Raw genomic sequence first — 24,707 nt, forward strand, 5'->3', positions numbered from 1 at the left:
GCGTCTGAACCTCAAAGCAGTGCGTATTCCTCGCCGATCACCGCCGGGTCGAAGGGCTTGCGGCTGAACACGCGCTGAACCATGGGGCGGAAATGCTCCAGGCTCGGCGTCGGGTAGGCCGGGTCGAACGAGGCCTGGTCCCATTTCTCGCAGAAGTCGACGCACAGCTGGTAGGCCGGATGGTCCTTGTAGCGGTCCCGCTCGTTACGGTCGCCGCCGAAGTGGTGGGCATAGTAGAAGTTCTGGAACAGCCCGTGGTGGTGCAGTACCCAGGTGACCTCGCCACGCACGTAGGGCCTGATGACCGAGGCCGCCAGTTGCGAGTGGTTGTAGGGGGCCAGTTCGTCGCCGATGTCGTGAATCAGGGCACCGACGATCATGTCCTCGTCGGCGCCGTCGGCCTCAGCGCGGGCGGCGGTTTGCAGCGAGTGCTGCAGGCGACTGACCTGATAGCCGCTCAGGCTGTGCTCCAGTTCGGCCAGGGCCTTGAGGATGCGCTCGGGCAGGTTCTGGTTGAACTCGGTTTCCAGGCGGTCGAGGAATTCGTACTCCTCGGCGGTGCCGTCTTTCATCTGGGTGAATTGCACGCTGTTCATCAGGCGACTTCCTTGATGGTTTTGAGCTGGATAAGGGTGCTGGCGTAGCGTTCGCGCGGGCCGTCGAGGTCGATGTAGCAGCCTTGCAGGTGTCTTGGACCCTCGGATGGATCGAAGCTGCTGCGCCCGTGCAGCACCCGGCTGTTGTCGAACAGCATCAGTTCGCCGGCGCGCAGGGGGAAGCGGATCTCGTAGGCCGGGTCGCAGAACAGCTCGCCGAGGCGCTTGCGCGCACGGTGATAGGCCTTCATCTGCTCGATCGGCAGAAGCGGCAGGCCATCGAGGCGGGGGCTGTAGTGCACGCCCAGCGTGCGCCCGTGCTCGTCGGTCTTGATGATCGGCTTGTGGCTGACCAGCTCGGTGCCCTTGTCGATGAAGCGGTATTTGACCGAGGTGTCCTTGAGCAGCCGATAGCCCTCTGGATCGGTCGCGGCCAGCTCGCGCACCACGCTGACGCTGTCGACCAGGGTCGACAGGCCGCCGCTGGTCTCGTTGACCAGGCAGTGCAGCAACTGGATGCCCGGCACCGGGTCGCGGTAGGGGTTGTCGGTATGGGGGCCCAGGTGCACGCCGGTATAGGCCAGGTCGTTGGCATCGGGCTTGGAGAAGACCTCGAAGTAGCGGCCGAAATTGGTTTCCTTGAGGTAACCGAACTTGGCGGCCACATCGAGAATGCTCTCGGGTTCCGTGGGTACCTGGGTCAGGACGATGAAGCCGTAGCGCAGGTAGGTATCGAGCGCCGCCAGGAACTGCTCGGGAACCTGCATGTTCGGCCAGCCGAAGCGCACCGAGCGCTGATCGAGGCTGCTGTCCCAGCCCTGGGCGGCCGGAAAGGCGTCATCGGCGTCCAGCTCGGCCTGCAGGAACGAGAAGTCATACAGGGAGCGGTGACCGTCGCTGAACTCGAGCCGTGCCTGCCGCGCGCCGACCGGCTCCACGGCAAGCAGGGCGATTTCCGGATCGATGGCGTGGGAGTCGAACAGGCGCTGCTGGGTCTTGTGATCCAGTTGCGTGGGGTCCTGGCTGCGTTCACGCAGCCAGAGCGCCGGTAGCTCGGTGATTGCGCCATCGGCGCGGACGCTTACCGCCGGTGGAGCCTGCTCGAAGATGACCTCAATGTTTTTCATCGCCTGTATCCCGTGATGCAGATGCTGTTTGGGGGGCAGTTTTTCGAGCGCTTTCGCTGGCGCGCCGAGGCCAAAGTCGCTGCATTGCCTGGCCGCTCTTCGGCGGCTTCGTTGCAACCTACCCATGCCATGGTTGTCGCAGGTGGTAAGCGAATGGTCGCATCTGGCGCGGTGGCGGCCCAGCCGCGTTAGTTGATACGCAGGCATGCAAAAAACTTATGGATAGTCGACCGCGCCCGAGGCTGGGCGGGCCGCTCGGCGCGGCATTGCCGCGCGCAGCAGAGGGGGCGATCCGGCGCTGTTCGCGGGCCGAGCCCGCTTGGGGCGCACAGCCGCAGTGAGGGGGCTAGCCGCGTTCGGGCGTGACCACCGCGTCGGGACCACGGGGGCTGGGGCGGGGTTCGCTCATGCGCCCGCTCTTGGCCCGCGCACGGGTGCCGCGGGCCTCGTGGAGATTCTCGGCTAGCGAGTTGAGCTGGGCGCATTCGATCAGGCGCAGGTTGTGCACCTCCGGCACGGGTTGGCCTGCGGCCTTCATGCCGGTCAGGCGCGCCCACACCGCGCGTTTCTTGCGCACCTGGTGCGGCTGGAAGCGATCGAAGTCGCGAAAGCCGACCGGCTCGGGCAGCACCTCGATAGCGCCGGCGGCGAGCGCCGCCTGATAGAGCTCGAGGCCGCGCCGGGTGCGCACGATGATGCCGTTGAAGCCTTCATCCTCGCCGCTGGGCCCGCCCCCGGGCCAGACATCCGAGGCGGCCAGGTCGGCGCTCTCGCCGATGGCATCCGCACAGATCTTGCAGCGTGGCTGCAGCATCCATTTGTCTTCTTTTTCCCACATCGACTGGTAGGTCAGTTCGAAGGCCTGGCCGCTCTTGGTTTCCAGGCGGGTCAGGCCCGGGTTGCCGTTGCCGCGGTAGCGGAACAGGCTGAGCTGGTCCTCCTGGAGACCGAACTGGGCCAGTACCTCTTCCGACTTGGTCAGGTCCGAGGCGCCGCCGCAAACCAGGGTCAGTGCGTACCGCATGTACTGGTCGACGCGCGGGTCCAGCCGGGCCAGGTTGCGCACCGCCGTGATATCGCAGGGTTTGGCGATCAGGGCGAAGGGCTGGCGGCGCTCGAGGATTTCGTTGAAGTCGAGCAGCGGCGCCGCCGGGCCGTAGCGCGAGCCGGCACCCTCGAGGACCGCGGCCGCATCGAAGCTGAGACGGCGCTCGCTGCGCATCGGCTGCTGGCGCGAGGCGCCGACATGCAGAATGAAATCGACCCGTCCGCTGTTCAGCAGGAACTGCCCCAGGGCGGTCAGTACGCCGCCGGTGGAGGCGCGAAAGCGCACCTGTGGGTCGCCGGCATAGCCGATCGCCAGCCGTTCGGCCGCGCCCCAGATCAGGTCATGCTGGGCGTCCGGCGTCTGGCTTGCCGGCTGCGCGCCCTCGATGCGCGTGCCGGGGCAGACGGCGTTGATGCGTTCAAGCGTCGTCTCGCTCAGGGGCGCATGCACCAGCGGCCGTTCGCGCCCCTCGGGGGTGAGTACCAGGCTGATCTGTTGCGGCTCGGCAATGGTGCGGCACAGGCCGCAGCCGATGCACAGGCCGTTCTCGACTATTTCTTCAACGGCGAGGGGCATCCGCGTCTACCTAGATCAGAGGCGGGGTCAGCCAGCGCTGGGCCGGGATCTCCAGGCTCTGGCGGGCGCGCGCGAAGCTCGGCACGGCCGCCGTGCTCAGGCGCTCGGCCAGGTTTTCCTGGGGGGTTACGGGGGCGCGGCGGTTGGCCCGCGCGAGCTTGAAGAGTTGGGTCAATGCCATGGTGATGAGCCTTATTCTTATTTTGGCCTTGCGGCAGCCATGGGTTGCTCTAGGCATCCCTTGGTCGAAGCCGCTGGAGTATGTAACGATCTGCCGGCGCGACTGTTTGCCCGCCCGCATCCATCTCGCGGCGAAGAATAAGCAGCTTTCTTCCCAATTGCACAGCCCTTTTTTCTTGATGCCGAGGCATGCAGTATTTTTATGATTTCCGATCGCCATCAGCCGCCCTCGATGAAAGCCCTGCTCGCTTTCGAGGCGTCGTTTCGCCTCGGCTCGATGACGGCGGCGGCTCAGGAACAGGGCACCACGCAACCGGTGATCTCGCAGCGCATCCGCGTGCTGGAGGAGAGCATCGGCCGCGTGCTGTTCGATCGCACCGGCAGCCGCCTGGCGCCGACCGAGCAGGGCCGCTTCCTCTACGGCGAGTTGTCTGGCGCCCTCGCCAGCATCAACGCCGCGGTGGCCAAGCTGCGTGACGAGGCCCAGGCCGTCGAGCCGAACCTGTCGCTCGCCGCCAACTTCGGCTTCGCCCATGCCTGGCTGCTGCCGCGCTTGAGCGAGCTGCAGCGCGCCTTTCCGCGCTACCGCTTCGAGGTGACCCCGGTGGACTCCGACTCCGCCCTGGAAATGGCCGAGGCGGACATCGCCATTCGCTTCGGCCACCTGAGCAGCTGCCGGGCCAATGAGGTGCAGCTCGCGGCGGAAGTGGTGTTTCCCATCTGCAGTCCGGCGTTCGCCCGGCGCCATGGCCTGGCTGGCCACGTCGACGACAAAGTGCTGGCGCAGGTGCCGCTGCTGCACATGGACCAGAACAATCCGCGCTGGCTGGATTGGCCCCGCTGGTGCACGCTGGCCGGCCTCGCCCCCGTGGCGGACGCGGCGCGTTTCAAGTTCAACAACTATCCGTTGCTGCTCGGTGCCGTCCTGCAGGGCGAGGGCATGGCGCTAGGCTGGTCGGAGCTGGTGCAGCAGCCGATCGCCGAAGGGCGCCTGCTCGCCCTGCAGCCCAAGGTGGTCAGGGGCGACCACGGCTATCTGCTGGCGAGCAAGCACCGCAACAGCAGCCTGGTGCAGCCGGTCGTCGAGTGGTTGCAGGCGCAACTCGCCGAGACGGTGGCGGCGACCTGAGGACGCGTCCGGCCCCGGCCCGGGTCGGTTTCAGTCCAGCGATTCGTCGTCGCGGATCAGCACGTAGCTGCGGCCGTTGTCCGCGTCCACGCAGTCGTGCACATAGAACATCACCACCTCGCCCAGGCCCGGCATGGTCGCTACGTAGTCGCCGATTTCCGCGCTGAAGTAGGCCGCCGACGAGGGCTTGGCCTCGCATTCGATGGCGGCGGTCATGAACAGCTCGGGGGCGCTGTCGCCGCAGTACTCGTCGCGTTGCCGGGCATCCCACTCCTGCGGCGGCTGGAAGGAGCCGGTGAAGAGGATCTTGGCATCGCCCAGGTCGCGCTCCTCGGCGTCGGGATCGTTGTCGTCCGGGCGGTAGACCGTGCAGTCCTGGGCGTCCGGGTGGCTGAGGATGGCCTGGCGGGCGGCCAGGCGTTGCTGAGGGTCGAGCTGGGACATGGAGCGCTCCGCGGTCAGAGGGTCGGCTGCTGGGCAGGGTTGCCAGGGGCGCCACGTTACCGCTGTGCGCCTCTGCCGGGAAGGCTTAGCGCCAGTGCAATATCGGCCAGCCGACCTGTTCGGCGTGGGCGCGCAGCAATGGATCGGGGTTGACCGCGTGGGGCTGGCTGACCAGCTGCAGCAGCGGCAGGTCATTGCGCGAGTCGGAGTAGAAGTAGGCGCCGTCCAGGGTTTCGCCCTGCTGCTCGAGCCACTGCTGCAGGCGCGTGACCTTGCCCTCGCGGTAGGTCAGCACGCCCTGGGTGTAGCCGGTGTAGCAGCCGTGCTGCAGCTGCAGATCGATCGCCAGCACCTCGTCGATGCCGAGTCGCGCGGCGATGGCGCTGACCAGAAAGTGCGCCGAGGCGCTGATGACCAGGATGCGGTCGCCGGCGACGCGGTGCCTGGCCAGGCAACGGGTGGCGTCGCTGTAGAGCAGCGGCTCGATCACCTCCTCGACGAAGGGCTCGACGACGTAGGCCACTTCCTCGGCGCTGCGTCCGACCAGGGGCGAGAGGCTGAAGGCCATGTAGTCCTCCATGGCCAGCCGGCCTTCGGCGTAGAGCGCCATCAGCGCGTGGTCGCGGGCCAGGAAGCTGTCGCCATCGACCCAGCCGAGCTTGGCCATTTCGGCGCTCCACAGGCTGGCGCAGTCGCCGTCGATCAGGGTTTCGTCCAGGTCGAAGATTGCCAGGGCCATCAGGCCACCTCATGGATGGCGTGGGCGTCGATGTTCAGCGCGATGCGCTGGCCGCTGGCATGCATGTCGGCCGCCGAGCGGTTGAGCACGTCGACCAGCAGTTCGACGCCGCGGGCCTCGACGCGGTAGCGGATGACGTTGCCGAGCAGGCTGTGGCTGCGCACCAGGGCCTCGATCTCGCCCTGGGCGCCGAGGGCGATGGCCTCCGGGCGGATGGCGATGCGCCCGCCGACCGGGCGGCCGAGCAGGCGAGTGGCGGCCTCGGCATCCAGCAGGTTGTAGTTGCCGATAAAGCCGGCGGCGAAGGCGTCGACCGGCGCGGTGTAGAGCGTCTCAGCATCGCCGCTCTGGACGATCTGCCCAGCGTTCATCAGGAAGATGCGGTCGCTCATCACCAGCGCCTCCTCCTGATCGTGGGTGACGAAGATGGTGGTCAGGCCCAGCTCCTGCTGGATGCCGCGGATCTGCTCGCGCAGGTGCTTGCGAATCCGCGCATCCAGCGCCGACAGCGGCTCGTCGAGCAGCAGCAGGCGCGGCCGGGTGACCAGCGAGCGGGCCAGGGCCACGCGCTGGCACTGGCCGCCGGACAGCTGCTGCGGGTAGCGCGTGGCGAACTCGCCCAGTTCGACCATGTCCAGGGCTTCGCGCACGCGCCGGCCGCTCTCGTCCGCCTTGACCTGCTGCATGCGCAGGCCGAAGGCGACGTTTTCCTGCACGGTCATGTTGGGGAACAGCGCGTAGCTCTGGAACACCATGCCAATGCCGCGCTTCTGCGGCGCCAGCGGCACCAGGTCCTGGCCATCGAGGAGGATCCGCCCACCGTTGACCCCGGTCAGCCCGGCGATGCAGCGCAGCAGGGTGGACTTGCCGCACCCCGAGGGGCCGAGCAGGGTGACGAATTCGCCCTGGCCGATTTCGCAGTCGATATCGCTGAAGATCGGGGTCTGGCCGTAGCTTTTGTGCAGGCCTTGGATGCTCAGGAAACTCATGTCTTGTCCTTGTTCAGGCGGTTGGCGGCCCAGGTGAACACCAGCACGAAGAAGAAGTAGGAAATCACCAGCGCGCTGTTGAAGTGGCCGCTGCTGTTACGCATGTTGTTCAGGTACACCTGCAGGGTCTCGTAGCGCGTGCCCACCAGCAGGTTGGCGAAGACGAACTCGCCGAACAGGAAGCTGAAGGAGAGGAACAGCGAGACCATCAGGCCCTTGCGCAGGTTCGGCAGCACCACCAGGAAGGCCGCCTTCCAGGTGCTGGCGCCGAGCAGGTGGGCGGCGTCCATCAGGTCGCGCAGGTTGATCGCCTGCAGGTTGTTGGTGATCGCCCGGTACATGAAGGGCAGGGCGATGGTGAAGTAGCAGCCAATCAGGATCCACGGCGTGCCGACCATGGCCAGCGGCCCCGAGCCGTAGACCTGCAACAGGCCCACCGAGGACACCACCGGCGGCACCGCGAAGGGCAGCAGGATGAGGATGTTCATCAGGCCGTCGAGCCTGGGGAAGTGGTAGTGCACCACGAACAGCAGCGGCAGGATCAGCAGCACCGCCAGCAGCAGGGCGCCGAAGCACACCAGCAGCGACTGGCCGAAGGCGGCGAGAAAGCGCGCGTCGCTCCACAGCGCCAGGTACCACTTGAAGGTCAGGCCGTCCGGCAGGATGGTCGCGCCCCAGCTGGTGGACAGCGAGTAGAGCAGGGTGGCGGCCAGCGGCAGCAGCAGGATCACGAACAGCAGCCAGACCACTACCCGGTGATACAGCTCGCCGGGCTTGGCGTCAGCGCGAGACATGGTAGCTCCTCTTGAGCAGCAGCTGGTGGGCCACGGTGATCACCGCCATCAGGCCGACCAGCACCATGGCCAGGGCGCTGGCCAGGTCCGGGTTGAGCGAGATGTCGCCGGACACCAGCCCGGCGATGCGGATCGGCAGCACGTTGAAGTTGCCGGTGGTCAGGTAGTACACCGTGGCGTAGGCGCCCAGGGCGTTGGCCAGGAGGATGACGAAGGTGCCGAGCAGCGCCGGGGTCAGCACCGGCAGGCCGATGTGCCGCCAGTAGTCCCAGGTGCCGGCGCCGAGCAGGGCGGCCGACTCGCGCCAGTCCTCGCGCAGGGCGTCGAAGGCCGGGTACAGCAGCAACACGCCGAGGGGAATCTGGAAGTAGGTGTAGAGCACGATCAGGCCGGTCTTGGAGTAGAGGTTGAAGTCCTCGATGATGCCGATCTGCTTGAGCAGCAGGGTCAGCGCGCCGTTGAAGCCGAGCAGGATGATGAAGGCGAAGGCCAGCGGTACCCCGGCGAAGTTGCTGGTCATGTTGGAGAAGGCGATGACGAAGTCGCGCAGCTTGGAGTCCACCTGGCGCAGCGAATAGCTGCCGAGGATGGCGATGACGATGCCGAACAGGCTGGACCAGAAGGCGATCTGCAGGCTGTGCTTGATCGCCTGCAGGTAGAACCTGGAGCTGAATATCTTCTCGAAGTTGTCCAGGCCCCAGCCGTCTCCGACGCTCAGGCTGTGCACGGCGACCCACGCCAGCGGGGCGATCTGGAAGGCGATGAAGAATACGGCGAAGGGCAGCAGGCAGAGCAGGGCCAGCCATCTGCCCGGCACGCGCAGTCGAGCTGGCGGTGCGGCCACGCGCTCCGGCAGCAATGTGCCGGGGTGCTTCGGGGTGTTTTCCAGTGGCACGGTCATTTCAGCAGCTCGCGGCAGACGGGTTTGTCGTGAGGCACGCCGAGCAGCTCGCAGACGGTGCCGCACAGCTCGGTCTGCTTCGGCAGCGCCGCCTCGTCCAGGCTGAAGGCCTCGCCCAGCACGAACAGCGGTACTTCGCGCTCCTCGGGCAGCAGGCCGTTGTGCGAGCGGTCGTCGTTCATGCCATGGTCGGCGGTGACCAGCACCTGATAGCCGGCTTGCAACCAGCCCTGCAGGTAGTCGGCCAGGATGATGTCGGCGCGCCGTGCGCTGTTGCGGTATTGGGCGCTGTCGAGACCGTGCTTGTGGCCGGCGTCGTCGACGTTCATCGGGTGCACCAGAAGGAAGTTCGGCTGGTGGCGCAGGCGCAGGCTTTCCGCGTCGGCGAACAGGTGCGAGTCCGGGTAATGGTCGGCGTAGTAGAAATGGCCGTGCTGGATCGGCAGGTCGGGCGCCGCGGTATGGCGGTCGCGGGCCGCGACGAAGGGCGCGCGGTTGTACAGCTCGCTGATCCAGTGATAGGCCGCGGCGGCGGTGCTCAGGCCGGAGTCACGGGCGTAGTGGAAGATGCTGCGCTGGTTGGACAGGCGCACCACATCGTTGTGCACGATGCCGCTGTCGATCGGCGTCACGCCGGTGAGGATGCATTCATAGAGCGGCCGGGACAGCGAGGGCAGCTCGCAGTCGAGCTTGTACAGCGCGGCGCGCCCGGCTTCGCGGTAGGCCTGCAGGTGGCCCAGGGCATGGCGGGCGACCTGGTAATTCAGGCCATCCAGTACGACCAGGATGACGTTGTGTTTCATCGTTGCTGTTGACCCCATTGCGTTCGTTTGACGGCGCGCCGGAGGAACTGCCTCAAGGGCAGTCCCTCCGGCGCGTGCGGATGGCGAACGCGGCTTACTCCATATTGATGATCACGTGTTCCTGCCACAGCTGTGGCAGCGCCTTGGAGGTGGTCTCCCAGGCCGCGGCGTCCTTGATCGGCTGGACCTTGGCGTACTGCTCGTTGGGCAGCAGCTTGGCCTGCACTTCGGCCGGCAGGGTCAGGTGCTCGGCGCGGATCGGCCGGGCGTTGCCCTTGGCCAGGTTGATCTGCCCGGCGTCGCTGAGGATGTACTCGCGCGCCAGCTTGGCGGCGTTGGGGTGCTTGGCGTACTTGTTGATGATGGTGCTGTAGCCGGAGATCACCGAGCCGTCGGAGGGGATCAGCACTTCGAAGCGGCTCGGGTCGATCTGGTCGCGATAGCTCAGGCCGTTGAAGTCCCACACCACGCCGACCTCCACCTCACCCTTCTCCAGGGTCTGGATGGTCGGGTTGGACAGCGACAGGCGGCCCTGCTCGGCGATGCCGGCGAAGAAGTCCAGGCCCGGCTGGATGTTCTTCTCGTCGCCACCGTTGGCGATGGCCGCGGCCAGCACGCCATTCACCGCCTGGGCGGCGGCGCTGACGTCGCCGATGGCGACCTTGTACTGGCCGTTCTTCAGGTCGGCCCAGGAGGTGGGGATGTCCTTGACCAGCTTCTTGTTGACGATGAAGGCGATGGAGCCGGTATAGGCCAGCATCCAGTGGCCGTCCTGATCCTTGGCCCAGGCCGGGATCTGCTCCCAGGTGCTCGGCTTGAACGGCTGGGTCACGCCCTGCTGCACGGCGATGGGGCCGAAGGCGGCGCCGACGTCGCCGATATCGGCGGTGGCGTTGTCCTTCTCGGCGGCGAACTTGGCGATCTCCTGGGCCGAGCTCATGTCGGTGTCCAGGTGCTTGAGGCCGTACAGCCTGTTCAGATCCTCCCAGGTGTCCTTCCAGTTGGCCCAGCTGTCGGGCATGCCCACGCTGTTCACCTCGCCCTCGGCGCGGGCGGCCTGTTCCAGCGCTTGCATGTCCATGTCAGCGGCCATGGCCGAGGTGGCCAGGGCGATGGCCGAACCCATCAGTGAAGCCAGCAGCAATCGTTTCATTGGAAACTCCTTTGCGATGAGAGTGTTGGTCTAGATCAGCAGAGTCCGGGTCAATCTAGGCGGCGGAGGTGACAGTTTTATGTCCGCCGCGCGCGTGCGCATTTCCAGGCCGTTCGCCAGATTGGCGCTCATCTAGCGTAGACCATGGATTACCGGGCGCTTGGCCGGTTTGACGGCGATCTTTCCGGCTAACCCGGATGCTGCGATTGGCCTGTTGTCATCGACTGGTCATGCAGATTGCCTAGACTTGCAACAGACTCGCCGGACTCCAGCCCTGGAATCTTGGCGTCCGGGTCGAGCTGGACTAGGCCAAAGGGGAATCGTTGATGCGCGAAGAAGCGCCGCGTGCCGTCACCACCATCTGCCGTGCACTGGAAGAGCAGATCGAACATGGCTTGCTGCCCTCTGGCAGCAAGCTGCCGGCCGAGCGCAAGCTCAGCGAGCTGTTCGACACCACGCGCATCACCCTGCGCGAGGCGCTCGGCCAGCTGGAGGCGCAGGGGCTGGTCTACCGCGAGGAGCGTCGCGGCTGGTTCGTCTCGCCGCCGCGGCTGACTTACAACCCGCTGGTGCGCAGCCACTTCCATGCCATGGTCGGCGAGCAGGGGCGGGTGCCGGCCACCGAGGTGCTGAGTGCGCGGCTGATGCCGGCCAATGCGGAAATCTGCCAGCTGCTGGCGCTACCGGCGCTGTCCAGCGTCTACCAGATCCGCCGCGCCCGGCGCATCGACGGGCGCCTGGTGCTGTACGTCGAGCACTACCTCAACCCGGCCTATTTCCCGGGAATCCTGGGGTTCGACCTGACCCGCTCGCTGACCGAGCTGTACGAGCACGAGTACGGGGTGCGTTACGGCCGGGTGCGTTTCGACATGGTGCCGACCGCCCTGCACAGCGAGGCCGCGGCCGCGCTTAAGGTGGCCCTGGGCAGCCCGGCGCTGCGCATCGTGCGGGTCAACCGTGACCAGCACGGCCGGCTGATCGACTGCGACCTGGAGTTCTGGCGCCACGACGCCCTGCATGTGAGCGTCGAGGTGCCGGAGTAGCGCCGCCGGCTCAGGGCAGTTCGGCGCTGGCGTAGAAGGCGGTGAGCACCTTGACCAGGTGCGCCAGGTCCTGGCTGCCGGCCAGCTCGCGGATCGAGTGCATGGCGAAGGTCGGCAGGCCGATGTCGACGGTGCGCACGCCCAGCTGGCCGGCGGTGAGCGGGCCGATGGTCGAACCGCAGCCCATGTCGCTGCGGGTGACGAAGCTCTGCACCGGCACTTCGTTCTCCAGGCACAGGTGGCGGAAGAAACCGGCCGTTTCGCTGTTGGTGGCGTAGCGCTGGTTGCTGTTGATCTTGATCACCGGGCCGGCGTTGAGCTTGGGCCCGTGGTTCTCGTCGTGCTTGTCCGGGTAGTTGGGGTGCACGGCGTGGGCATTGTCGGCGGAGACCAGCAGCGAACGCTGGATGCAGCGCACGAAGGCATCGCCCTCCGGCAGCACCCGGCGCAGCACCTGCTCGAGCATCGGCCCGTCGGCGCCGCAGGCGGAGGTGGAGCCGACCTCCTCGTGGTCGTTGCACACCAGCACGCAGCTCTCGGCGTCCGGGGCGGCCAGCAGCGCCTGCAGGCCGGCGTAGCAGGACAGCAGGTTGTCCAGGCGGGCGCCGGCGATGAAGTCGCGATTGAGGCCGATCACCGCGGCGGCCTGGGTGTCGTAGAAGCTCAGCTCGTAATCCAGCACCGCATCGGCGCTCAGGCCGTGTTCGCTGGCCAGCTGGTCGGCCAGCAGGGCGCGGAAGTCCGCCGCCTCGCTGCCGGTGAGCTGGGCCAGGATCGGCGGCAGCTCGGTCTGCGCGTTGATGTTCCAGCCCTGGTTGGCCTCGCGGTTGAGGTGGATGGCCAGGTTGGGGATCACCGCGATCGGCGCCTGGAAGTCGATCAGCTGGCTCTGCACCTTGCCGCTCTCGCGGAAGGTCACCCGTCCGGCCAGCGACAGGTCGCGGTCGAACCAGGGGGTGAACAGTGCGCCGCCGTAGACTTCCACGCCGAGCTGGAAGAAGCCCTGGCGCTGCAGCTCCGGATGGGGCTTGACCCGCAGGCAGGGGCTGTCGGTGTGGGCGCCGACCAGGCGCAGGCCACCCTCGACGGGCGGACGCTGGCCGAGCTTGAAGGCGATGATCGAGGAGTCGTTGCGGGTCACGTAATAACGGCCGCCGGCCTCGGTGTGCCAGGAGGCGCGTTCGTCCAGTGGCTGGAAGCCGGCTGCCTGCAGGCGCTGGGCGAGGGCGGCGGTGGCATGAAAGGGCGTCGGCGAGGCCTTGAGGAAATCGATCAGGCCTTGGTTCAGTTCTTCGCGCATGGGGCACTCCTGGCGGCAATGCGCGGAGTTTATCGGATTTGTCGCCGGCATTGGCGCGGCCTGTGTCTCGCCAGCGTCCGCCATGGCCGAGATTGGATGGGGTGGGCTCAGGCCGGGATGCTGACCAGGCTGAGCAGCTGGCCGTCGCACTCGGCGAACTGGCCCTGCAGCTCGCTGCCGGCCGGCCAGTCGGCGCCCAGGTCGATCAGCAGGCGTAGGCGCGCGCGGCCGTCGTCCTGGCAGTTCAGCAGCTCGGCGTCGTGGAAGTAGAAGCGGCGCAGCACCAGGGGGTAGAGCGCCTTGAACAGGCTTTCCTTGAGCGAGAAGGTCAGGCTGACGCGCCAGGCGCGCTGCTCGGCGGGCAGCGACTGGAGCCGGTGCAACTCGGTCGGGGTGAGGATCTCCGCGGCCAGCCGCTCGGCGCGCGCGCTCGCCAGGGGGGGCTCGATATCCAGGCCCAGGCCGCGCCAGGCGCTTCTGTGCGCCACCAGGGCAGCGGCCCAGCCGTGGCCGTGGCTGATCGAACCGACCACCCCAGCCGGCCATTGCGGTGCCCGGTCGGCGCCGACCGCGGGAACCTGCGGCTGCCCGGTCAGGCGGCGCAATGCCTCGCGCGCGCACAGGCGGCCGGCCAGGTATTCGGCCTGGCGTTTGGCCACTCCGCGCACCGGGGCGATGGCGCAGCGGCTGAAGTCCTCGCCATCCAGGCGCTCGGCGCTAAAGCTTGTGCTGAGCAGGTGCACGCCAGGCAGCGCGTGCGGCAGAGGCCAGCGGTCGCTCAGCGGGGTGCAGCAGGACGGCAGGTAGGGTTCGCTCATGCCGGCATTCTGCCGGGAGCCGCCGGCGGCCGCCAGCCGCCCGGGTGGTTACATTTCTTTGCAAAAGCGCAACAAAGCTAAACGGATAGTCGCTCGGGCATTTGCCAGACTGGCGCCGCGTTTCTTCGGGGACGCAGGTGAGGTTGTAGTTGGTGCCGGTGTCCGCCGGCCCCGACCTTTTCTCAGATTCGAGTACGGGAGCCCGTTTGGGCTCCCGTTTTTTTTGCGCGGCTGCCTACCGGCCCCGCCGGGCAGGCTGCCGCATTGGCTGGGGGCGCTGCACCGCTGCGTGCCTATACTTGCCCAATGAGTAGCCGCGCGGGTGTGCCTGTGAATCGCCGGCAGGCCTGTGCCAACGATGACCCTGCTCACCGTTCGCGGGCGGGGTGAATAGGCTGGGAGGCGAATGATGAGTTTGCCGGGCCTCGTCTGGACAGATCTGCGCAGCGACACCCATGAGCCCAGTCCTGTCGGCGAGTTGAAGGCGCATTTTCGGCTGCATCATCTGGTCGGAACCGCGAGCCTCATGCAGGACATCGATCAGCACGCGCCGCTGCTGGCCTGCTTCGAGTACGACTACCCGAATCTGCCTGGCTTGAAGGCGCTGCGTGCGACCAAGCGTGCCTATCCCGCCCTGCCCATTCTGATGCTCACCGTCCATCATTCCGAGGCGCTGGCGGTGTGGGCGTTTCGCACCCGGGTCTGGGATTACCTGGTCAAGCCCGTCTCGGCCGAGGAGCTGTGGCGACGGATCAGGCAGCTGCTGTCGGTGTTGCCGGCCAACCCGGACGCTGCCCGGCGGATCGCCATGCCCGCGCCGCTGATTCCCCGGGAGGCGCGCATCGGCGCTCCAGGCCCGACGGAGCGGCTGACCCAGCAGGCGCTGACCTATGTTCAGCGCCACTATGGTGAAGTGCTGCGCCTGGAGGATGTCGCCGGCTGCTGCCGCATGAGCGTCTATGAATTCAGCCGTTGCTTCAAACGCGTGTACGGGCTGACCTTCCGCGAATACCTGTGTCGCTACCGGCTGCAGCGCTCCCTGGAGATGCTGCTCAACTCCCACGCCAGCATTGCCGAGGTGGCCATTGCCGCCGGCTTCCGCAACCCCTCGCACTTCTCCCGGCTGTTTCACCAGCGAATCGGGGTCACCCCGTCCGAATACCGGATGAGCCCGCCCGATGGTCGCCTCCTTCCAGAAGACGCATAGCGTTACGCAATCAAAGTAAAGTCAGACTTTAGTCTGAAGCCCATACTTGCACCCGACAGTAGTCGACCGCCTCGCGGGCTTCTGCTGTCGCTCCTGCCTTTCCGGTGTAGAGAGGCGGAGCAACTTTTTGGCTATGTCTGCTGTGGGAGGAAGCGAACCCGAAGGCTGGGGCTTTGCGGAGAGAAGGAGGACACCATGTTCACTCACTGGTTGAAAATCTACTCGGTGCCACTGGCCCTGGGAATCGCCGGCGCAGGGCTGTATGCCGGCGCGGCAAATGCAGGCACCTGCGAACTGGCCGACGCCAATCGGGATACCGGTTGGATGCTGACCTTCGATGACGCTCAGGTGAGCAATTGTGTATTCACCGGCAATGCCGGCACCGGGCGCAACAAGGGCACCCTCGACCTGACCCTCAACATCGCCAGCGCCAAGCCGATCGACATCGGTTTCGTCCAGGAGGTGGCGCCTGCCGAGGACAGCTTCGGCCTGCGCATCACCTGGAACCTGACCGTCAACAACAACTATCAGGTGCTGCGTGGCATTCGCGGACGGGCGTTCGATAACACGGAAAAACTCGACGACGACGAGAACGAGTTTGTCGAGAATGCACACCCAGGCTTCGCCCACTTCCACAACGACGGCACGTTCAACCCCGGACCCTTCGTAGGGGCCGAGGATTGCGACTGCGAGTCGGACCGTGATTTCAAGATCAAGGGCGAAGATCATGGCGTGTTCTCGCTCGGCACCGGTACCGTCACCGGGATCGGCGTGCACCAGATCCAGGAGCAGGGCCGCGTGCGCAGCTTCTCGGTTAGCGTCGAGCCACTGGAAGCCGAGGTGAAATAGCGGGCCACCGGCCAGGCGGCGCGCTCCTCGGCCACCAGGCCATGCCAGGAGGACAAGTGCGCTGGGGCGCATGATCGAATAGTCCCGCAATGCTGCTGGTCACGCAGCTTGCGGGATACTTGTCTGGCCGTCGCGACGGCTTCGCGGGGCTTCAGGCCAGTTTCATCACCAGCATGCCGAACAGGATCAGCCCGCAGGCCAGCAGGCGGATCGCGGGCAGGCTTTCCTTGAGCCACAAGCTGCCGATCAGCAGGGCGAACAGCACGCTGGATTCGCGCAGCGCCGAGACCAGCGCCACCGGCGCCTGGGTCATCGCCCAGATGACGATGCTGTAGGCCGCCAGCGACAGCGCGCCGCCGGCCAGGCCGCCTTTCCAGTGCGGCCCCAGGCGCAGGAACGCCCGCGGCCCACGGGTTGCCGCGACCACCAGGGCCATGACCACGCCACTGACCGTGAACAGCCACATCGAGTAGGACAGGGCGTCCTGGTTGTGGCGCGCGCCGACTGCGTCGGACAGGGTGTAGCCGGCGATGAAGCAGGCGGTCATCAGCGCGCTGAACAGCATGGGCGCATTCAACGCGGCCGCCCGCTGGCTGCCGCGCAGGGCCATCAGCCAGATGCCGGCGACCAGCGTCAGCAAGCCGAGCCACTGCCCGGCCGGCAGGCTGTCGGCCAGCAGGGTGACCGACAGCAGGGCGACGAGCAGCGTCGAGCTGCCGCGGGAGATCGGGTAGACCTGGCCCAGGTCGCCATATTGGTAGGCGCGGGCGAGAAAGCTGTTGTAGCCGATATGCAGCAGGGCGGAGAGGGCGATCCACGGCCAGGCCGCGGCCTGGGGAAAGGCCACGAAGGGCAGGGCGCAGAGGGCCACCGCGCCGGCGGCGATCTGGATCAGGCAGGCGGTGAGAAAACGATCGAGGCCGATCTTGAGCAGGGCGTTCCAGCCGGCATGCAGGGCGGCGGCGGCCATCACGGCGAGAAATACGGAGGTTTCCAAGCGGCTTCTTCCTTGTACCAGTGGCGCCCTGCAACGTGGCAATACTGCCACAGGCGCCGGGTATCGGTCGTCCTTCTGTGTCGGGTCGGAAGGCGCGGAATAGAGCGATGGCTGTGGCGGCCGGGGGCCGTGAGGGCGTGGCTCCATGCTAGGCTTGCGCCGCGGCCTGCCTGTGGCCGGATTTGCGAGCCCCTGCGATGTCTACCTCCCCTGTCAGCGCGCACCTGCAGCGCGGTACCGGCGCCTATCGGCGCGCCACCCTGGCGCTGTTCTGCGCCGGCTTCGCCACCTTCGCCATGCTCTATTGCGTGCAGCCGCTGCTGCCACAACTGGCCGCCGAGTTCTCGGTGTCGGCCGCGGCCAGCAGCCTGGCCCTGTCCCTGGCGACCCTGAGCCTGGCGCTGTGCCTGCTGGTGTCCGGCGCCCTGGCCGAGAGCTGGGGGCGCAAGCCGGTGATGGCCGCCGCCCTGGCCCTGGCCAGCGTGCTGGGGCTCGGCTGTGCCCTGGTCGAAAGCTGGGACTACCTGTTGCTGTTGCGGGCGCTGCTCGGCCTGGCCCTGAGCGGCCTGCCGGCGCTGGCCATGGCCTATGTCGGCGAGGAGTTCGACCCGGCGGCACTGCCCGCGGCGATGGGCCTGTATATCGGCGGCACGGCGCTCGGCGGCCTGCTCGGCCGCCTGCTCGCCGGCGTGCTCAGCGACCTCGGTGGCTGGCACCTGGCCCTCGGCGGCATCGCCGGGCTGGGGCTGCTGGCCCTGGCGCTGTTCCTCTGGCTGCTGCCGCCCTCCCGGCATTTCCAGGCCCAGCCGCTGTCGCTGCGCGGACTGCTCGGCAACTTCGCCAAGCACCTGGGCAACGCCGAGCTGCGCAGCCTGTTCCTGCTCGCCTTCCTGCTGATGGGCGGCTTCGTCGCGCTGTTCAACTACATCGGCTTTCGCCTGGCCCGGGCGCCGTTCAACCTGTCGCCGAGCGCCATCGGCCTGCTGTTCAGCGTCTACCTGCTGGGGATCTTCAGCGCCGGCTGGGCCGGTCGGCTGGTGCCGCGCTTCGGTGCGCGCCGGGTGCTGCAGGGCGGCATCGGCATCATGCTGCTCGGCGTGGCACTGTGCGCCACGCCCTGGCTGGGGGTGGTGGTGAGCGGCCTGGCGCTGTTCACCCTGGGCTTCTTCGCCGCCCATGCGGTGGCCAGCGGCCAGGTCGGCCAACGCGCCCAGGGCGCCAAGGCCCAGGCCTCGGCGCTGTACCTGTGCGCCTACTACCTGGGCTCCAGCCTGGTCGGCTATGTCGGCGGCTACGTCTGGCAGCACGGCGGCTGGCTGCCCCTGCTGGCGGTGCTGACGAGCCTGTTCCTGCTGGCCGCCTGGGGCGCGCGGCGCCTGTGACGGGCCGCGTCGGCGGCTAGTGTTCCTGGGCCCGGTAGGCGCCGGGGGTCAGTCCGGTCCACTTCTTGAACGCGCGGTGAAACGCCGAGGGCTCGGAAAAACCCAGCTGCTCGGCGATCGCCTGGATCGACAGCTCGTCGCGGCCCAGCTGGTAGATCGCCAGGTCGCAGCGCAGCTGGTCCTTCAATTCCTGGAAGCTCGAGCCTTCCTCGCGCAGGTGGCGGCGCAGGGTTGGCGGGCTCAGGTGCAGTTGGCGGGCGATGCCGTCCAGGTCCGGCCAATGCCGGCAGTCGCGGCCGAGCAGGCGGCGGATCTGGCCGGTCAGGCTGTCGCCGCCGTCGGGGCGCGCCAGCAGGTCGGCCGGCGAGCGCTCGAGGAAGTGCTTGAGCGTGCGTTCGTCCTGCAGCAGCGGCATCGTCAGGTAGCGGGCGTGGAACAGCAGGCAGCTGGCGTCGGCGTCGAAGCGCCGGGGGCCGGGGAACAGCAAGGCATATTCGCCGGCGTGGGCCGGTGCGGCATAGGCGAAACGGCTCTGCTCCAGGCGGATGCGCTGGCCGATCAGCCAGCTGCCGAGGCGGTGCCAGATCACCAGCAGGCTCTCCAGCAGGAAATGGTCCGGGTCCCACAGGCTGGCGTCGTCCACGCTCAGGCGCGCCCAGTCGCCCTCGCGCTCGAGGCGGATGCGCGGCGCCTCGGGGAACAGCCCGTAGAACAGCGCGCCGCGGCTCAGGGCCTTGTCCAGGGTGCGGCAGTGGATGATCGCGTGGCACATCATGGCGAAGGTGCCGCGCCTGCTGCGCAGGCGCGCCAGGCCCAGGTACTCGTCGTCGAGTCGCTCCCAGAGCAGCTGCATCAAGCGGGCGAACTGCTCGGGAGCGATGCGCGCGCGCGGCTCGTCGAGCAGTGCCGGCTGGATGCCCGCCTGGCGCAGCAGCGCGGCGCCGTCCAGGCCCTGGCGCACGCCACCGCGCAGGGCGGCGCGGACGAAGTGGCTGGCGATGGTGCGTTCGCGCATGGGCAGGCTCCTGTTCAGGCCGCCGATGGTAGGCAGGCTGACCGCGGCAGGACAAGCCGGGCGAGCGAATGGGTCAATCGAGGCCGAGCGCCTGGGTCATTGAGCCGCCTGCCGGCGTTGCCTACTCTGCAGGGCTACTGGCCCGGGATATGGGCGCGTTCGCGCCGGCCCGGCCCCTGCACTGTCGCCACCGGCACCGCCCAGTCCGGCCGCTGATCCGAGGAGCTGAAATGAACGGCCCGCTGTCCTCCCTGAAAATTCTCGATTTCTCCACCCTGCTGCCGGGGCCGTTCGCCACCCTGTTGCTCGCCGACATGGGCGCCGAGGTGTTGCGCGTCGAGTCGCCCAGCCGCATGGACCTGGTGCGTGTGCTGCCGCCCCACGATGGCGGCGTCTCGGCCAGCCACGCCTATATCAATCGCAACAAGCGCAGCATTGCCCTGGACCTCAAGCGCGCCGAGGCGGTGGACATGGTCAAGCAGCTGGTGGGCGAGTACGACATCGTCCTCGAGCAGTTCCGCCCCGGGGTGATGGACAAGCTGGGGGTCGGCTATGCGGCGCTCAAGGCGATCAACCCGCGGCTGATCTACGTGTCGATCACCGGCTATGGCCAGACCGGGCCCTACAAGGACCGAGCCGGCCACGACATCAACTACCTGGCCCTGGCCGGCCTCGCCAGCTATAGCGGCCGGCGCGACAGCGGTCCGCTGCCCCTGGGCGTGCAACTGGCGGATATCGCCGGCGGCTCGTTGCACGGGGTGATGGGCCTGCTGGCGGCGGTGATCCAGCGCCAGGTCACGGGGCAGGGGCAGCAGGTCGACGTGAGCATGACCGACTGCGCCTTCAGCCTGCACGGCATGGCCGGGGCCGGCTACCTGGCCGCCGGCGTCGAGCCGCAGATGGAAAGCCAGGTGCTCAATGGCGGCAGCTTCTACGATTACTACCGCACCCGCGATGGGCGCTGGCTGTCGGTCGGCAGCCTGGAACCGCAGTTCATGCAGCGATTCTGCGCGGTCATCGGCCGCCCCGAACTGGCCGGGCGTGGGCTGTCGGCCGATCCCGCCGAGCAGCGAGCGCTCAAGCGCGAGATCGAAGCCGAGATCGCCAGGCGTGACTTCGCCGAATGGAACCGGCTGTTCGCTGCCGAGGATGCCTGCGTCGAGCCGATGCTGAACCTCTCCGAGGCCGTCGAGCATCCCCAGCTCAAGGCCCGTCAGCTGATCACCGAGGTGCCGCGCGACGATGCGCCGGCGCAGAAGCAGATCGCCTGCCCGATCAAGTTCTCCGGCGGACTGCCCGCACCGCGGCACATCGGCGCCGCGCTCGGCGCGCACACCGATCAGGTGCTGAGCGAACTGGGCTATGCGCCGGAACGGATCGCCGAACTCAGGGCCAGCAAGGTCATCGCCTGAGGTTTTTGCGAGCGAAGCCGCCACGGCGCGCGCACGCCGAACGGCTCCTCCAGCTGGCCGCCACGGGCCGAAAGTGGCCGCTGCGGCCCTGCACTATACTTTTGCAGGCGCTGCCCCCGGCAGTGCCGACGCGGGCTTGCGCCGTTGGGGGATAGGCCGAGATTGATTGCAGGCCGCTGTTGCTCAGTGCGGCCCGGGCCTTGCCCGGTGCCAACGCAGACAGGATGAAAAGACAATGGCAATTGCAATTATCTTGATTCTAATCGTCGTCGCGTCGGTGCTGTTCCACCTGCTCAGCCCCTGGCACCTGACCCCCGCGGTGTCCAACTGGGGGTCGATAGACACCACGCTGCTGATCACCCTGGTAATCACCGGAATCTTCTTTGTCGCCGTGACCCTGTTCATGGCGGTGGCGCTCATCCGCTTCCGTCATCGCGAGGGCCGGCGGGCGGCCTATGAACCGGAAAACAAGAAGCTCGAGTGGTGGCTGATCGGCGTCACCAGCGTCGGCATCGTCGGCATGCTGACCCCGGGGCTGGTGGTTTACGACGACTTCGTCAGGGTGCCCGAGGAGGCTCATGAGCTGGAGGTGGTCGCCCAGCAGTGGCAGTGGGCATTTCGTTTTCCCGGTGCCGACGGCCAGCTGGGCAAGTCGGACGTCAAGCATATCGACGCCGGCAACCCCCTCGGGATCGACCCCGGCGACCCGGCCGGGCAGGACGATGTACTGGTCAAGAGCAACGAAGTGCGCCTGCCTCTCGGCCGCCCGGTCAAGGTGCTGCTGCGTTCCAAGGACGTGCTGCACAATTTCTATATCCCGCAGATTCGCAGCAAGATGGACATGGTTCCGGGCATGGTCTCCTACTTCTGGTTCACCCCGACCCAGACCGGCAAGTACGAGGTGCTCTGCGCCGAATACTGTGGCGTTGGCCACTACAACATGCGCGGCTTCCTGCGCGTCGAGCCACCGGCGGCGTTCGAGCAATGGCTCGCCGCCCAGCCGACCTTCGCCCAGTCCCTGGCTACGGCGGCCAGGCCGGGCCGGGACGACCTGCTGGAGCAGGGCCGTATCCTCGCCCAGAGCCATGGTTGCCTGGCCTGCCACAGCCTGGATGGCAGCGCCAGCCTCGGGCCAGGCTGGCTGGGGCTGTATGGCAAGACCGAGACCCTGGCCGACGGCAGCAGCGTCGTCGTCGATGAGGCCTATTTGAAGGAGTCGATCATCGACCCCAAGGCCAGGATGGTGCAGGGCTATCCGCCGGTGATGGTCGCCTATGCGTTTGCCAAGGACGAACTGGACGCCCTGGTCGCGTTGATCAAGTCGCTGAGCGGTGTGCCGGCCGCCGAACCCACGGGGGACGATGGCGCGGCAGGGGGTACGGTCCGCCACGGGCGCCAGGTGGCCGAGTCCCTCGGCTGCCTGGCGTGCCACAGCCTCGACGGCAGCCCAAGCGTCGGGCCGGGCTGGCAGGGGCTGTATGGCAAGACCGAGACCCTGGCCGACGGCACCCAGGTGCGGGTCGATGAGGCCTACCTAAAAGAGTCTATCCTTAACCCCAACAGCCAGGTCGTCAGAGGCTACGCGCCGATGATGCCGGCCTATGCCCCGAGCGACGAGGAGTTGCAGGCGCTGATCGCCCTGATCGGCTCCCTGACGGACAGCGATGCTGATGCCGGCAAGGTGGAGTCGGGAGAGTAGCCCCGGGCGCTCCCCCCGAACTTCACAGGAGGGTGATTCGATGGCCTATGCGGAGCAAGCCGAGACAGCGCTGCTTCACGAGCCGAAAAGCTTCCTGACCCGCTACATCTGGAGCCAGGACCACAAGGTCATCGCCATTCAATATGCGCTGACGGCGATCTTCGTCGGCCTCATCGCCCTGGTGCTGTCCGGCCTGATGCGCATGCAGATCGGCTTCCCCGGCAGCCTCGAATTCATGGACGCCAGCGCCTATTACCAGGCCATGACCATGCACGGCATGATCATGGTCATCTATCTGCTCACCGCGCTGTTTCTCGGCGGTTTCGGCAACTACCTGATCCCGCTGATGGTCGGCGCCCGGGACATGGTATTCCCCTACGTCAACATGCTCAGCTACTGGTTCTACCTGCTCTCGGTGATCGTCCTGCTGGCCAGTTTCTTCGTCCCGGGCGGCCCCAGCGGCGCCGGCTGGACCCTCTATCCGCCCCAGGCCATCACCGCGGGTTCGCCGGGCACCGAGTGGGGTATCGTGCTGATGCTGGTGTCCCTGGCGATCTTCATCGTCGCCGCCACCATGGGTGGCCTCAACTACGTGACCACGGTGCTGCAGGCGCGCACCCACGGCATGACCCTGATGCGCATGCCGCTGTCGGTGTGGGGCATCTTCATGGCCTCGATCCTCGCCTTGCTGGCGTTCCCGGCCCTGTTCGTCAGCGCGGTGATGATGCTGTTCGACAAGTTGCTGGGCACCAGCTTCTTCATGCCGGCGATTGTCTCCCTGGGCCAGGCGCTGGATCACCAGGGCGGCAGCCCGATCCTGTTCCAGCACCTGTTCTGGTTCTTCGGCCACCCGGAGGTGTACATCGTCGCGCTGCCGGCCTTCGGCCTGGTTTCCGACCTGATCAGCACCCATGCGCGCAAGAACATCTTCGGCTACCGCATGATGGTCTGGGCCATCGTGGCGATCGGCGTGCTCAGTTTCGTGGTCTGGGCGCACCACATGTACGTCAGCGGCATGAACCCCTACTTCGGCTTCTTCTTCGCCACCACCACCCTGATCATCGCCGTGCCCACCGCGCTGAAGGTCTACAACTGGGTACTGACCCTGTGGCGTGGCGACATTCACCTGACCGTGCCCATGCTGTTCGCCCTGGCGTTCATCGTCACCTTCGTGGTCGGTGGCCTGACCGGCTTGTTCCTTGGCAACGTGATCGTCGACATCCCCCTGTCGGACACCTATTTCGTGGTCGCCCACTTCCACATGGTCATGGGGGTCGCGCCCATCCTGGTGGTGTTCGGCGCCATCTATCACTGGTACCCGAAAATCACCGGGCGCCTGCTCGAGGACCGCCTGGGCAAGCTGCATTTCTGGATCACCTTCCTCGGCACCTATGCCATCTACTTCCCCATGCACTACCTGGGCTTCCTGGGCATGCCGCGGCGCTACTACGCCTACGAGAACTACGAGTTCATTCCGCAATCGGCCCAGGACCTCAATGCCTTCATCACGGTGGCCGCGCTGACCGTCGGCGTGGCCCAGCTGTTGTTCCTGTTCAACCTGGCCTGGAGCCTGTTCAAGGGCAAGCCGGCCGGGGCCAACCCCTGGGGCGCCACCAGCCTGGAGTGGCTGACCCCGGACACGCCGCCGCGACACGGCAACTGGGGCGCCAGGCTGCCGGTGGTGCACCGCTGGGCCTATGACTACAGCATGCCGGGCGTCGAGCAGGACTTCGTGCCGCAGACGGTGTCGGATGAGGAACTCAAGCAGTGGTGCCAGCGTGACGGCGCCGACCGGCAGGAGGGCGCCAGGCCATGAGCGGGCTGCTGTTGCGCGACGCGACCGGAGGCGACCCGGGCGGCAGCTGGGGCCACGTGCCGCGCCAGTTGCCGGGCGTCGACGAGGCCCGGGCACGCACGGCCCGGGTCGGCCTGCGCCTGTTCCTGGCGGTGGTCAGCTCGCTGTTCCTGTTGTTCCTGATCGCCTTTATCGTCCGTTCGCAAGTGCCCGACTGGCAGCCCCTGACCGAGCCGCTGGCGCCCTTGGCCCAGCCCTGGCAGCTGTGGCTGAACTCGGCCTTTCTGCTCGCCGCCAGCATCGCCTTGCAATGGGCGCGGGTGGCGATCAGGCGCGGGCAACCGGCGGCGACGAGCCTGGGTTTCGGGCTGGGCGGGCTATTCGCCCTGGCCTTCCTGATTGGCCAACTGTGGGTCTGGCAGCAGTTCGCCGCCTGGGGCTATGGCGTGGCGGGCAACCCGGCCAACAGCTTCTTCTTCCTGCTGACCGGACTGCATGGCCTGCACCTGCTGGGCGGGCTGGTCGCCTGGGGGCGAACCCTGGGCAAAATGCTGCGCCGAGCGCCGGCCAGGCAGCTGCAGAGCAGTGTGGAGTTGTGCGCCATCTATTGGCACTACCTGCTGGGCCTCTGGCTGCTGCTGTTCGCCCTGCTGACCAGCACGCCGGCAACCTATCAAGCCATCGCTGCGTTCTGCGGTTTGAGGTGATGCC

24 protein-coding genes are annotated in these 24,707 nt (G+C 67.2%); 9 read left to right on the forward strand and 15 right to left on the reverse strand.

The genetic code is table 11. From position 1 onward, the window contains the following. Positions 1-11 precede the first annotated feature (11 nt). From LPB260_RS27135 to LPB260_RS27150, 4 genes are all read right to left on the reverse strand, one after another. Complete coding sequence (locus LPB260_RS27135) at positions 12-596, reverse strand: HD domain-containing protein (protein ID WP_208708980.1); 585 nt, start codon at positions 594-596, stop codon at positions 12-14. Further along, positions 596-1,723: a TauD/TfdA family dioxygenase gene (locus tag LPB260_RS27140; protein WP_208708981.1), complete on the reverse strand. Its 1,128-nt coding sequence runs from the start codon at positions 1,721-1,723 to the stop codon at positions 596-598. The genes LPB260_RS27135 and LPB260_RS27140 overlap by 1 nt, the downstream gene beginning before the upstream one ends. 346 nt (positions 1,724-2,069) lie before the next feature. After that, the gene (locus LPB260_RS27145) at positions 2,070-3,347 is read right to left on the reverse strand and encodes a Coenzyme F420 hydrogenase/dehydrogenase, beta subunit C-terminal domain (protein ID WP_208708982.1); all 1,278 of its coding nucleotides are present in this window, start codon (positions 3,345-3,347) and stop codon (positions 2,070-2,072) included. A 10-nt stretch (positions 3,348-3,357) separates the two neighbouring features. Next, positions 3,358-3,528: a hypothetical protein gene (locus LPB260_RS27150; protein ID WP_208708983.1), complete on the reverse strand. Its 171-nt coding sequence runs from the start codon at positions 3,526-3,528 to the stop codon at positions 3,358-3,360. Positions 3,529-3,729: 201 nt separating this feature from the next. Here LPB260_RS27150 and LPB260_RS27155 point away from each other — a divergent pair, with 201 nt between their 5' ends. Beyond that, positions 3,730-4,656 carry a LysR substrate-binding domain-containing protein gene (locus tag LPB260_RS27155; protein WP_208708984.1) on the forward strand — a complete coding sequence of 309 codons (927 nt, stop codon included), beginning with the start codon at positions 3,730-3,732 and terminating at the stop codon, positions 4,654-4,656. Positions 4,657-4,686: 30 nt separating this feature from the next. Here the strand turns inward: LPB260_RS27155 and LPB260_RS27160 are convergent, their stop codons facing one another. From LPB260_RS27160 to LPB260_RS27190, 7 genes are all read right to left on the reverse strand, one after another. Then, positions 4,687-5,100, reverse strand: coding sequence for a hypothetical protein (locus LPB260_RS27160; protein WP_208708985.1), 414 nt, complete (start codon positions 5,098-5,100; stop codon positions 4,687-4,689). A gap of 85 nt (positions 5,101-5,185) precedes the next feature. Then, positions 5,186-5,839, reverse strand: a complete 654-nt coding sequence (locus tag LPB260_RS27165) for an HAD family phosphatase (RefSeq protein ID WP_208708986.1) — start codon at positions 5,837-5,839, stop codon at positions 5,186-5,188. Next, a complete protein-coding gene (locus LPB260_RS27170; RefSeq protein ID WP_208708987.1) occupies positions 5,839-6,828 on the reverse strand; it encodes an ABC transporter ATP-binding protein in 990 nt (329 codons plus the stop codon). The genes LPB260_RS27165 and LPB260_RS27170 overlap by 1 nt, the downstream gene beginning before the upstream one ends. Further along, positions 6,825-7,622: an ABC transporter permease gene (locus tag LPB260_RS27175; RefSeq protein WP_208708988.1), complete on the reverse strand. Its 798-nt coding sequence runs from the start codon at positions 7,620-7,622 to the stop codon at positions 6,825-6,827. Before LPB260_RS27175 ends, LPB260_RS27170 begins: the two co-directional genes overlap by 4 nt. Then, positions 7,609-8,523 carry an ABC transporter permease subunit gene (locus tag LPB260_RS27180; protein ID WP_208708989.1) on the reverse strand — a complete coding sequence of 305 codons (915 nt, stop codon included), beginning with the start codon at positions 8,521-8,523 and terminating at the stop codon, positions 7,609-7,611. The genes LPB260_RS27175 and LPB260_RS27180 overlap by 14 nt, the downstream gene beginning before the upstream one ends. Next, positions 8,520-9,326 carry an alkaline phosphatase family protein gene (locus LPB260_RS27185; RefSeq protein WP_208708990.1) on the reverse strand — a complete coding sequence of 269 codons (807 nt, stop codon included), beginning with the start codon at positions 9,324-9,326 and terminating at the stop codon, positions 8,520-8,522. The genes LPB260_RS27180 and LPB260_RS27185 overlap by 4 nt, the downstream gene beginning before the upstream one ends. 94 nt (positions 9,327-9,420) lie before the next feature. Further along, the gene (locus tag LPB260_RS27190; protein WP_208708991.1) at positions 9,421-10,479 is read right to left on the reverse strand and encodes an ABC transporter substrate-binding protein; all 1,059 of its coding nucleotides are present in this window, start codon (positions 10,477-10,479) and stop codon (positions 9,421-9,423) included. Between the two features lie 326 nt (positions 10,480-10,805). On the opposite strand from LPB260_RS27190, the gene LPB260_RS27195 reads away from it, so the two are divergent. After that, positions 10,806-11,522: a UTRA domain-containing protein gene (locus tag LPB260_RS27195; RefSeq protein WP_208708992.1), complete on the forward strand. Its 717-nt coding sequence runs from the start codon at positions 10,806-10,808 to the stop codon at positions 11,520-11,522. Positions 11,523-11,532: 10 nt separating this feature from the next. On the opposite strand, the gene LPB260_RS27200 is transcribed toward LPB260_RS27195, so the two are convergent. Both LPB260_RS27200 and LPB260_RS27205 read right to left on the reverse strand, forming a co-directional pair. Continuing rightward, complete coding sequence (locus tag LPB260_RS27200) at positions 11,533-12,822, reverse strand: M18 family aminopeptidase (RefSeq protein ID WP_208708993.1); 1,290 nt, start codon at positions 12,820-12,822, stop codon at positions 11,533-11,535. 107 nt (positions 12,823-12,929) lie between these two features. Continuing rightward, entirely contained in the window at positions 12,930-13,640 is a 711-nt protein-coding gene (locus LPB260_RS27205; RefSeq protein ID WP_208708994.1) for a 4'-phosphopantetheinyl transferase, read from the reverse strand. Positions 13,641-14,046: 406 nt separating this feature from the next. Here LPB260_RS27205 and LPB260_RS27210 point away from each other — a divergent pair, with 406 nt between their 5' ends. Then, a complete protein-coding gene (locus tag LPB260_RS27210) occupies positions 14,047-14,847 on the forward strand; it encodes an AraC family transcriptional regulator (RefSeq protein WP_208708995.1) in 801 nt (266 codons plus the stop codon). A gap of 195 nt (positions 14,848-15,042) precedes the next feature. Then, positions 15,043-15,696: a hypothetical protein gene (locus LPB260_RS27215; RefSeq protein WP_208708996.1), complete on the forward strand. Its 654-nt coding sequence runs from the start codon at positions 15,043-15,045 to the stop codon at positions 15,694-15,696. A 151-nt stretch (positions 15,697-15,847) separates the two neighbouring features. Here LPB260_RS27215 and LPB260_RS27220 read toward each other — a convergent pair whose 3' ends face one another. Continuing rightward, positions 15,848-16,693 (reverse strand): EamA family transporter, encoded by an 846-nt coding sequence (locus LPB260_RS27220; protein WP_208708997.1) that lies wholly within the window; start codon positions 16,691-16,693, stop codon positions 15,848-15,850. Positions 16,694-16,890: 197 nt separating this feature from the next. Between LPB260_RS27220 and LPB260_RS27225 the strand changes: the two genes are divergently transcribed. Further along, the gene (locus LPB260_RS27225) at positions 16,891-18,075 is read left to right on the forward strand and encodes an MFS transporter (RefSeq protein WP_208708998.1); all 1,185 of its coding nucleotides are present in this window, start codon (positions 16,891-16,893) and stop codon (positions 18,073-18,075) included. A 16-nt stretch (positions 18,076-18,091) separates the two neighbouring features. On the opposite strand, the gene LPB260_RS27230 is transcribed toward LPB260_RS27225, so the two are convergent. Next, on the reverse strand, positions 18,092-19,090 hold the full coding sequence (locus LPB260_RS27230; RefSeq protein WP_208708999.1) for an AraC family transcriptional regulator: 999 nt from the start codon (positions 19,088-19,090) through the stop codon (positions 18,092-18,094). Between the two features lie 230 nt (positions 19,091-19,320). On the opposite strand from LPB260_RS27230, the gene LPB260_RS27235 reads away from it, so the two are divergent. From LPB260_RS27235 to LPB260_RS27250, 4 genes are all read left to right on the forward strand, one after another. After that, on the forward strand, positions 19,321-20,502 hold the full coding sequence (locus tag LPB260_RS27235; RefSeq protein ID WP_208709000.1) for a CaiB/BaiF CoA-transferase family protein: 1,182 nt from the start codon (positions 19,321-19,323) through the stop codon (positions 20,500-20,502). Positions 20,503-20,737: 235 nt separating this feature from the next. Beyond that, positions 20,738-22,201 carry a c-type cytochrome gene (locus LPB260_RS27240; protein ID WP_208709001.1) on the forward strand — a complete coding sequence of 488 codons (1,464 nt, stop codon included), beginning with the start codon at positions 20,738-20,740 and terminating at the stop codon, positions 22,199-22,201. 40 nt (positions 22,202-22,241) lie between these two features. Continuing rightward, the gene (ctaD, locus tag LPB260_RS27245; RefSeq protein ID WP_208709002.1) at positions 22,242-24,017 is read left to right on the forward strand and encodes a cytochrome c oxidase subunit I; all 1,776 of its coding nucleotides are present in this window, start codon (positions 22,242-22,244) and stop codon (positions 24,015-24,017) included. Then, the gene (locus LPB260_RS27250; RefSeq protein WP_208709003.1) at positions 24,014-24,703 is read left to right on the forward strand and encodes a cytochrome c oxidase subunit 3; all 690 of its coding nucleotides are present in this window, start codon (positions 24,014-24,016) and stop codon (positions 24,701-24,703) included. Before ctaD ends, LPB260_RS27250 begins: the two co-directional genes overlap by 4 nt. Positions 24,704-24,707 lie beyond the last annotated feature (4 nt).

Source organism: Pseudomonas sp. LPB0260 (assembly GCF_013388395.1).

Coding starts and splice junctions, on each gene's coding strand:
- LPB260_RS27135 (WP_208708980.1), bottom strand. CDS start 596: ATGAACAGCGTGCAATTCACCCAGATGAAAGACGGCACCGCCGAGGAG.
- LPB260_RS27140 (WP_208708981.1), bottom strand. CDS start 1,723: ATGAAAAACATTGAGGTCATCTTCGAGCAGGCTCCACCGGCGGTAAGC.
- LPB260_RS27145 (WP_208708982.1), bottom strand. CDS start 3,347: ATGCCCCTCGCCGTTGAAGAAATAGTCGAGAACGGCCTGTGCATCGGC.
- LPB260_RS27150 (WP_208708983.1), bottom strand. CDS start 3,528: ATGGCATTGACCCAACTCTTCAAGCTCGCGCGGGCCAACCGCCGCGCC.
- LPB260_RS27155 (WP_208708984.1), top strand. CDS start 3,730: ATGATTTCCGATCGCCATCAGCCGCCCTCGATGAAAGCCCTGCTCGCT.
- LPB260_RS27160 (WP_208708985.1), bottom strand. CDS start 5,100: ATGTCCCAGCTCGACCCTCAGCAACGCCTGGCCGCCCGCCAGGCCATC.
- LPB260_RS27165 (WP_208708986.1), bottom strand. CDS start 5,839: ATGGCCCTGGCAATCTTCGACCTGGACGAAACCCTGATCGACGGCGAC.
- LPB260_RS27170 (WP_208708987.1), bottom strand. CDS start 6,828: ATGAGTTTCCTGAGCATCCAAGGCCTGCACAAAAGCTACGGCCAGACC.
- LPB260_RS27175 (WP_208708988.1), bottom strand. CDS start 7,622: ATGTCTCGCGCTGACGCCAAGCCCGGCGAGCTGTATCACCGGGTAGTG.
- LPB260_RS27180 (WP_208708989.1), bottom strand. CDS start 8,523: ATGACCGTGCCACTGGAAAACACCCCGAAGCACCCCGGCACATTGCTG.
- LPB260_RS27185 (WP_208708990.1), bottom strand. CDS start 9,326: ATGAAACACAACGTCATCCTGGTCGTACTGGATGGCCTGAATTACCAG.
- LPB260_RS27190 (WP_208708991.1), bottom strand. CDS start 10,479: ATGAAACGATTGCTGCTGGCTTCACTGATGGGTTCGGCCATCGCCCTG.
- LPB260_RS27195 (WP_208708992.1), top strand. CDS start 10,806: ATGCGCGAAGAAGCGCCGCGTGCCGTCACCACCATCTGCCGTGCACTG.
- LPB260_RS27200 (WP_208708993.1), bottom strand. CDS start 12,822: ATGCGCGAAGAACTGAACCAAGGCCTGATCGATTTCCTCAAGGCCTCG.
- LPB260_RS27205 (WP_208708994.1), bottom strand. CDS start 13,640: ATGAGCGAACCCTACCTGCCGTCCTGCTGCACCCCGCTGAGCGACCGC.
- LPB260_RS27210 (WP_208708995.1), top strand. CDS start 14,047: ATGATGAGTTTGCCGGGCCTCGTCTGGACAGATCTGCGCAGCGACACC.
- LPB260_RS27215 (WP_208708996.1), top strand. CDS start 15,043: ATGTTCACTCACTGGTTGAAAATCTACTCGGTGCCACTGGCCCTGGGA.
- LPB260_RS27225 (WP_208708998.1), top strand. CDS start 16,891: ATGTCTACCTCCCCTGTCAGCGCGCACCTGCAGCGCGGTACCGGCGCC.
- LPB260_RS27230 (WP_208708999.1), bottom strand. CDS start 19,090: ATGCGCGAACGCACCATCGCCAGCCACTTCGTCCGCGCCGCCCTGCGC.
- LPB260_RS27235 (WP_208709000.1), top strand. CDS start 19,321: ATGAACGGCCCGCTGTCCTCCCTGAAAATTCTCGATTTCTCCACCCTG.
- LPB260_RS27240 (WP_208709001.1), top strand. CDS start 20,738: ATGGCAATTGCAATTATCTTGATTCTAATCGTCGTCGCGTCGGTGCTG.
- ctaD (WP_208709002.1), top strand. CDS start 22,242: ATGGCCTATGCGGAGCAAGCCGAGACAGCGCTGCTTCACGAGCCGAAA.
- LPB260_RS27250 (WP_208709003.1), top strand. CDS start 24,014: ATGAGCGGGCTGCTGTTGCGCGACGCGACCGGAGGCGACCCGGGCGGC.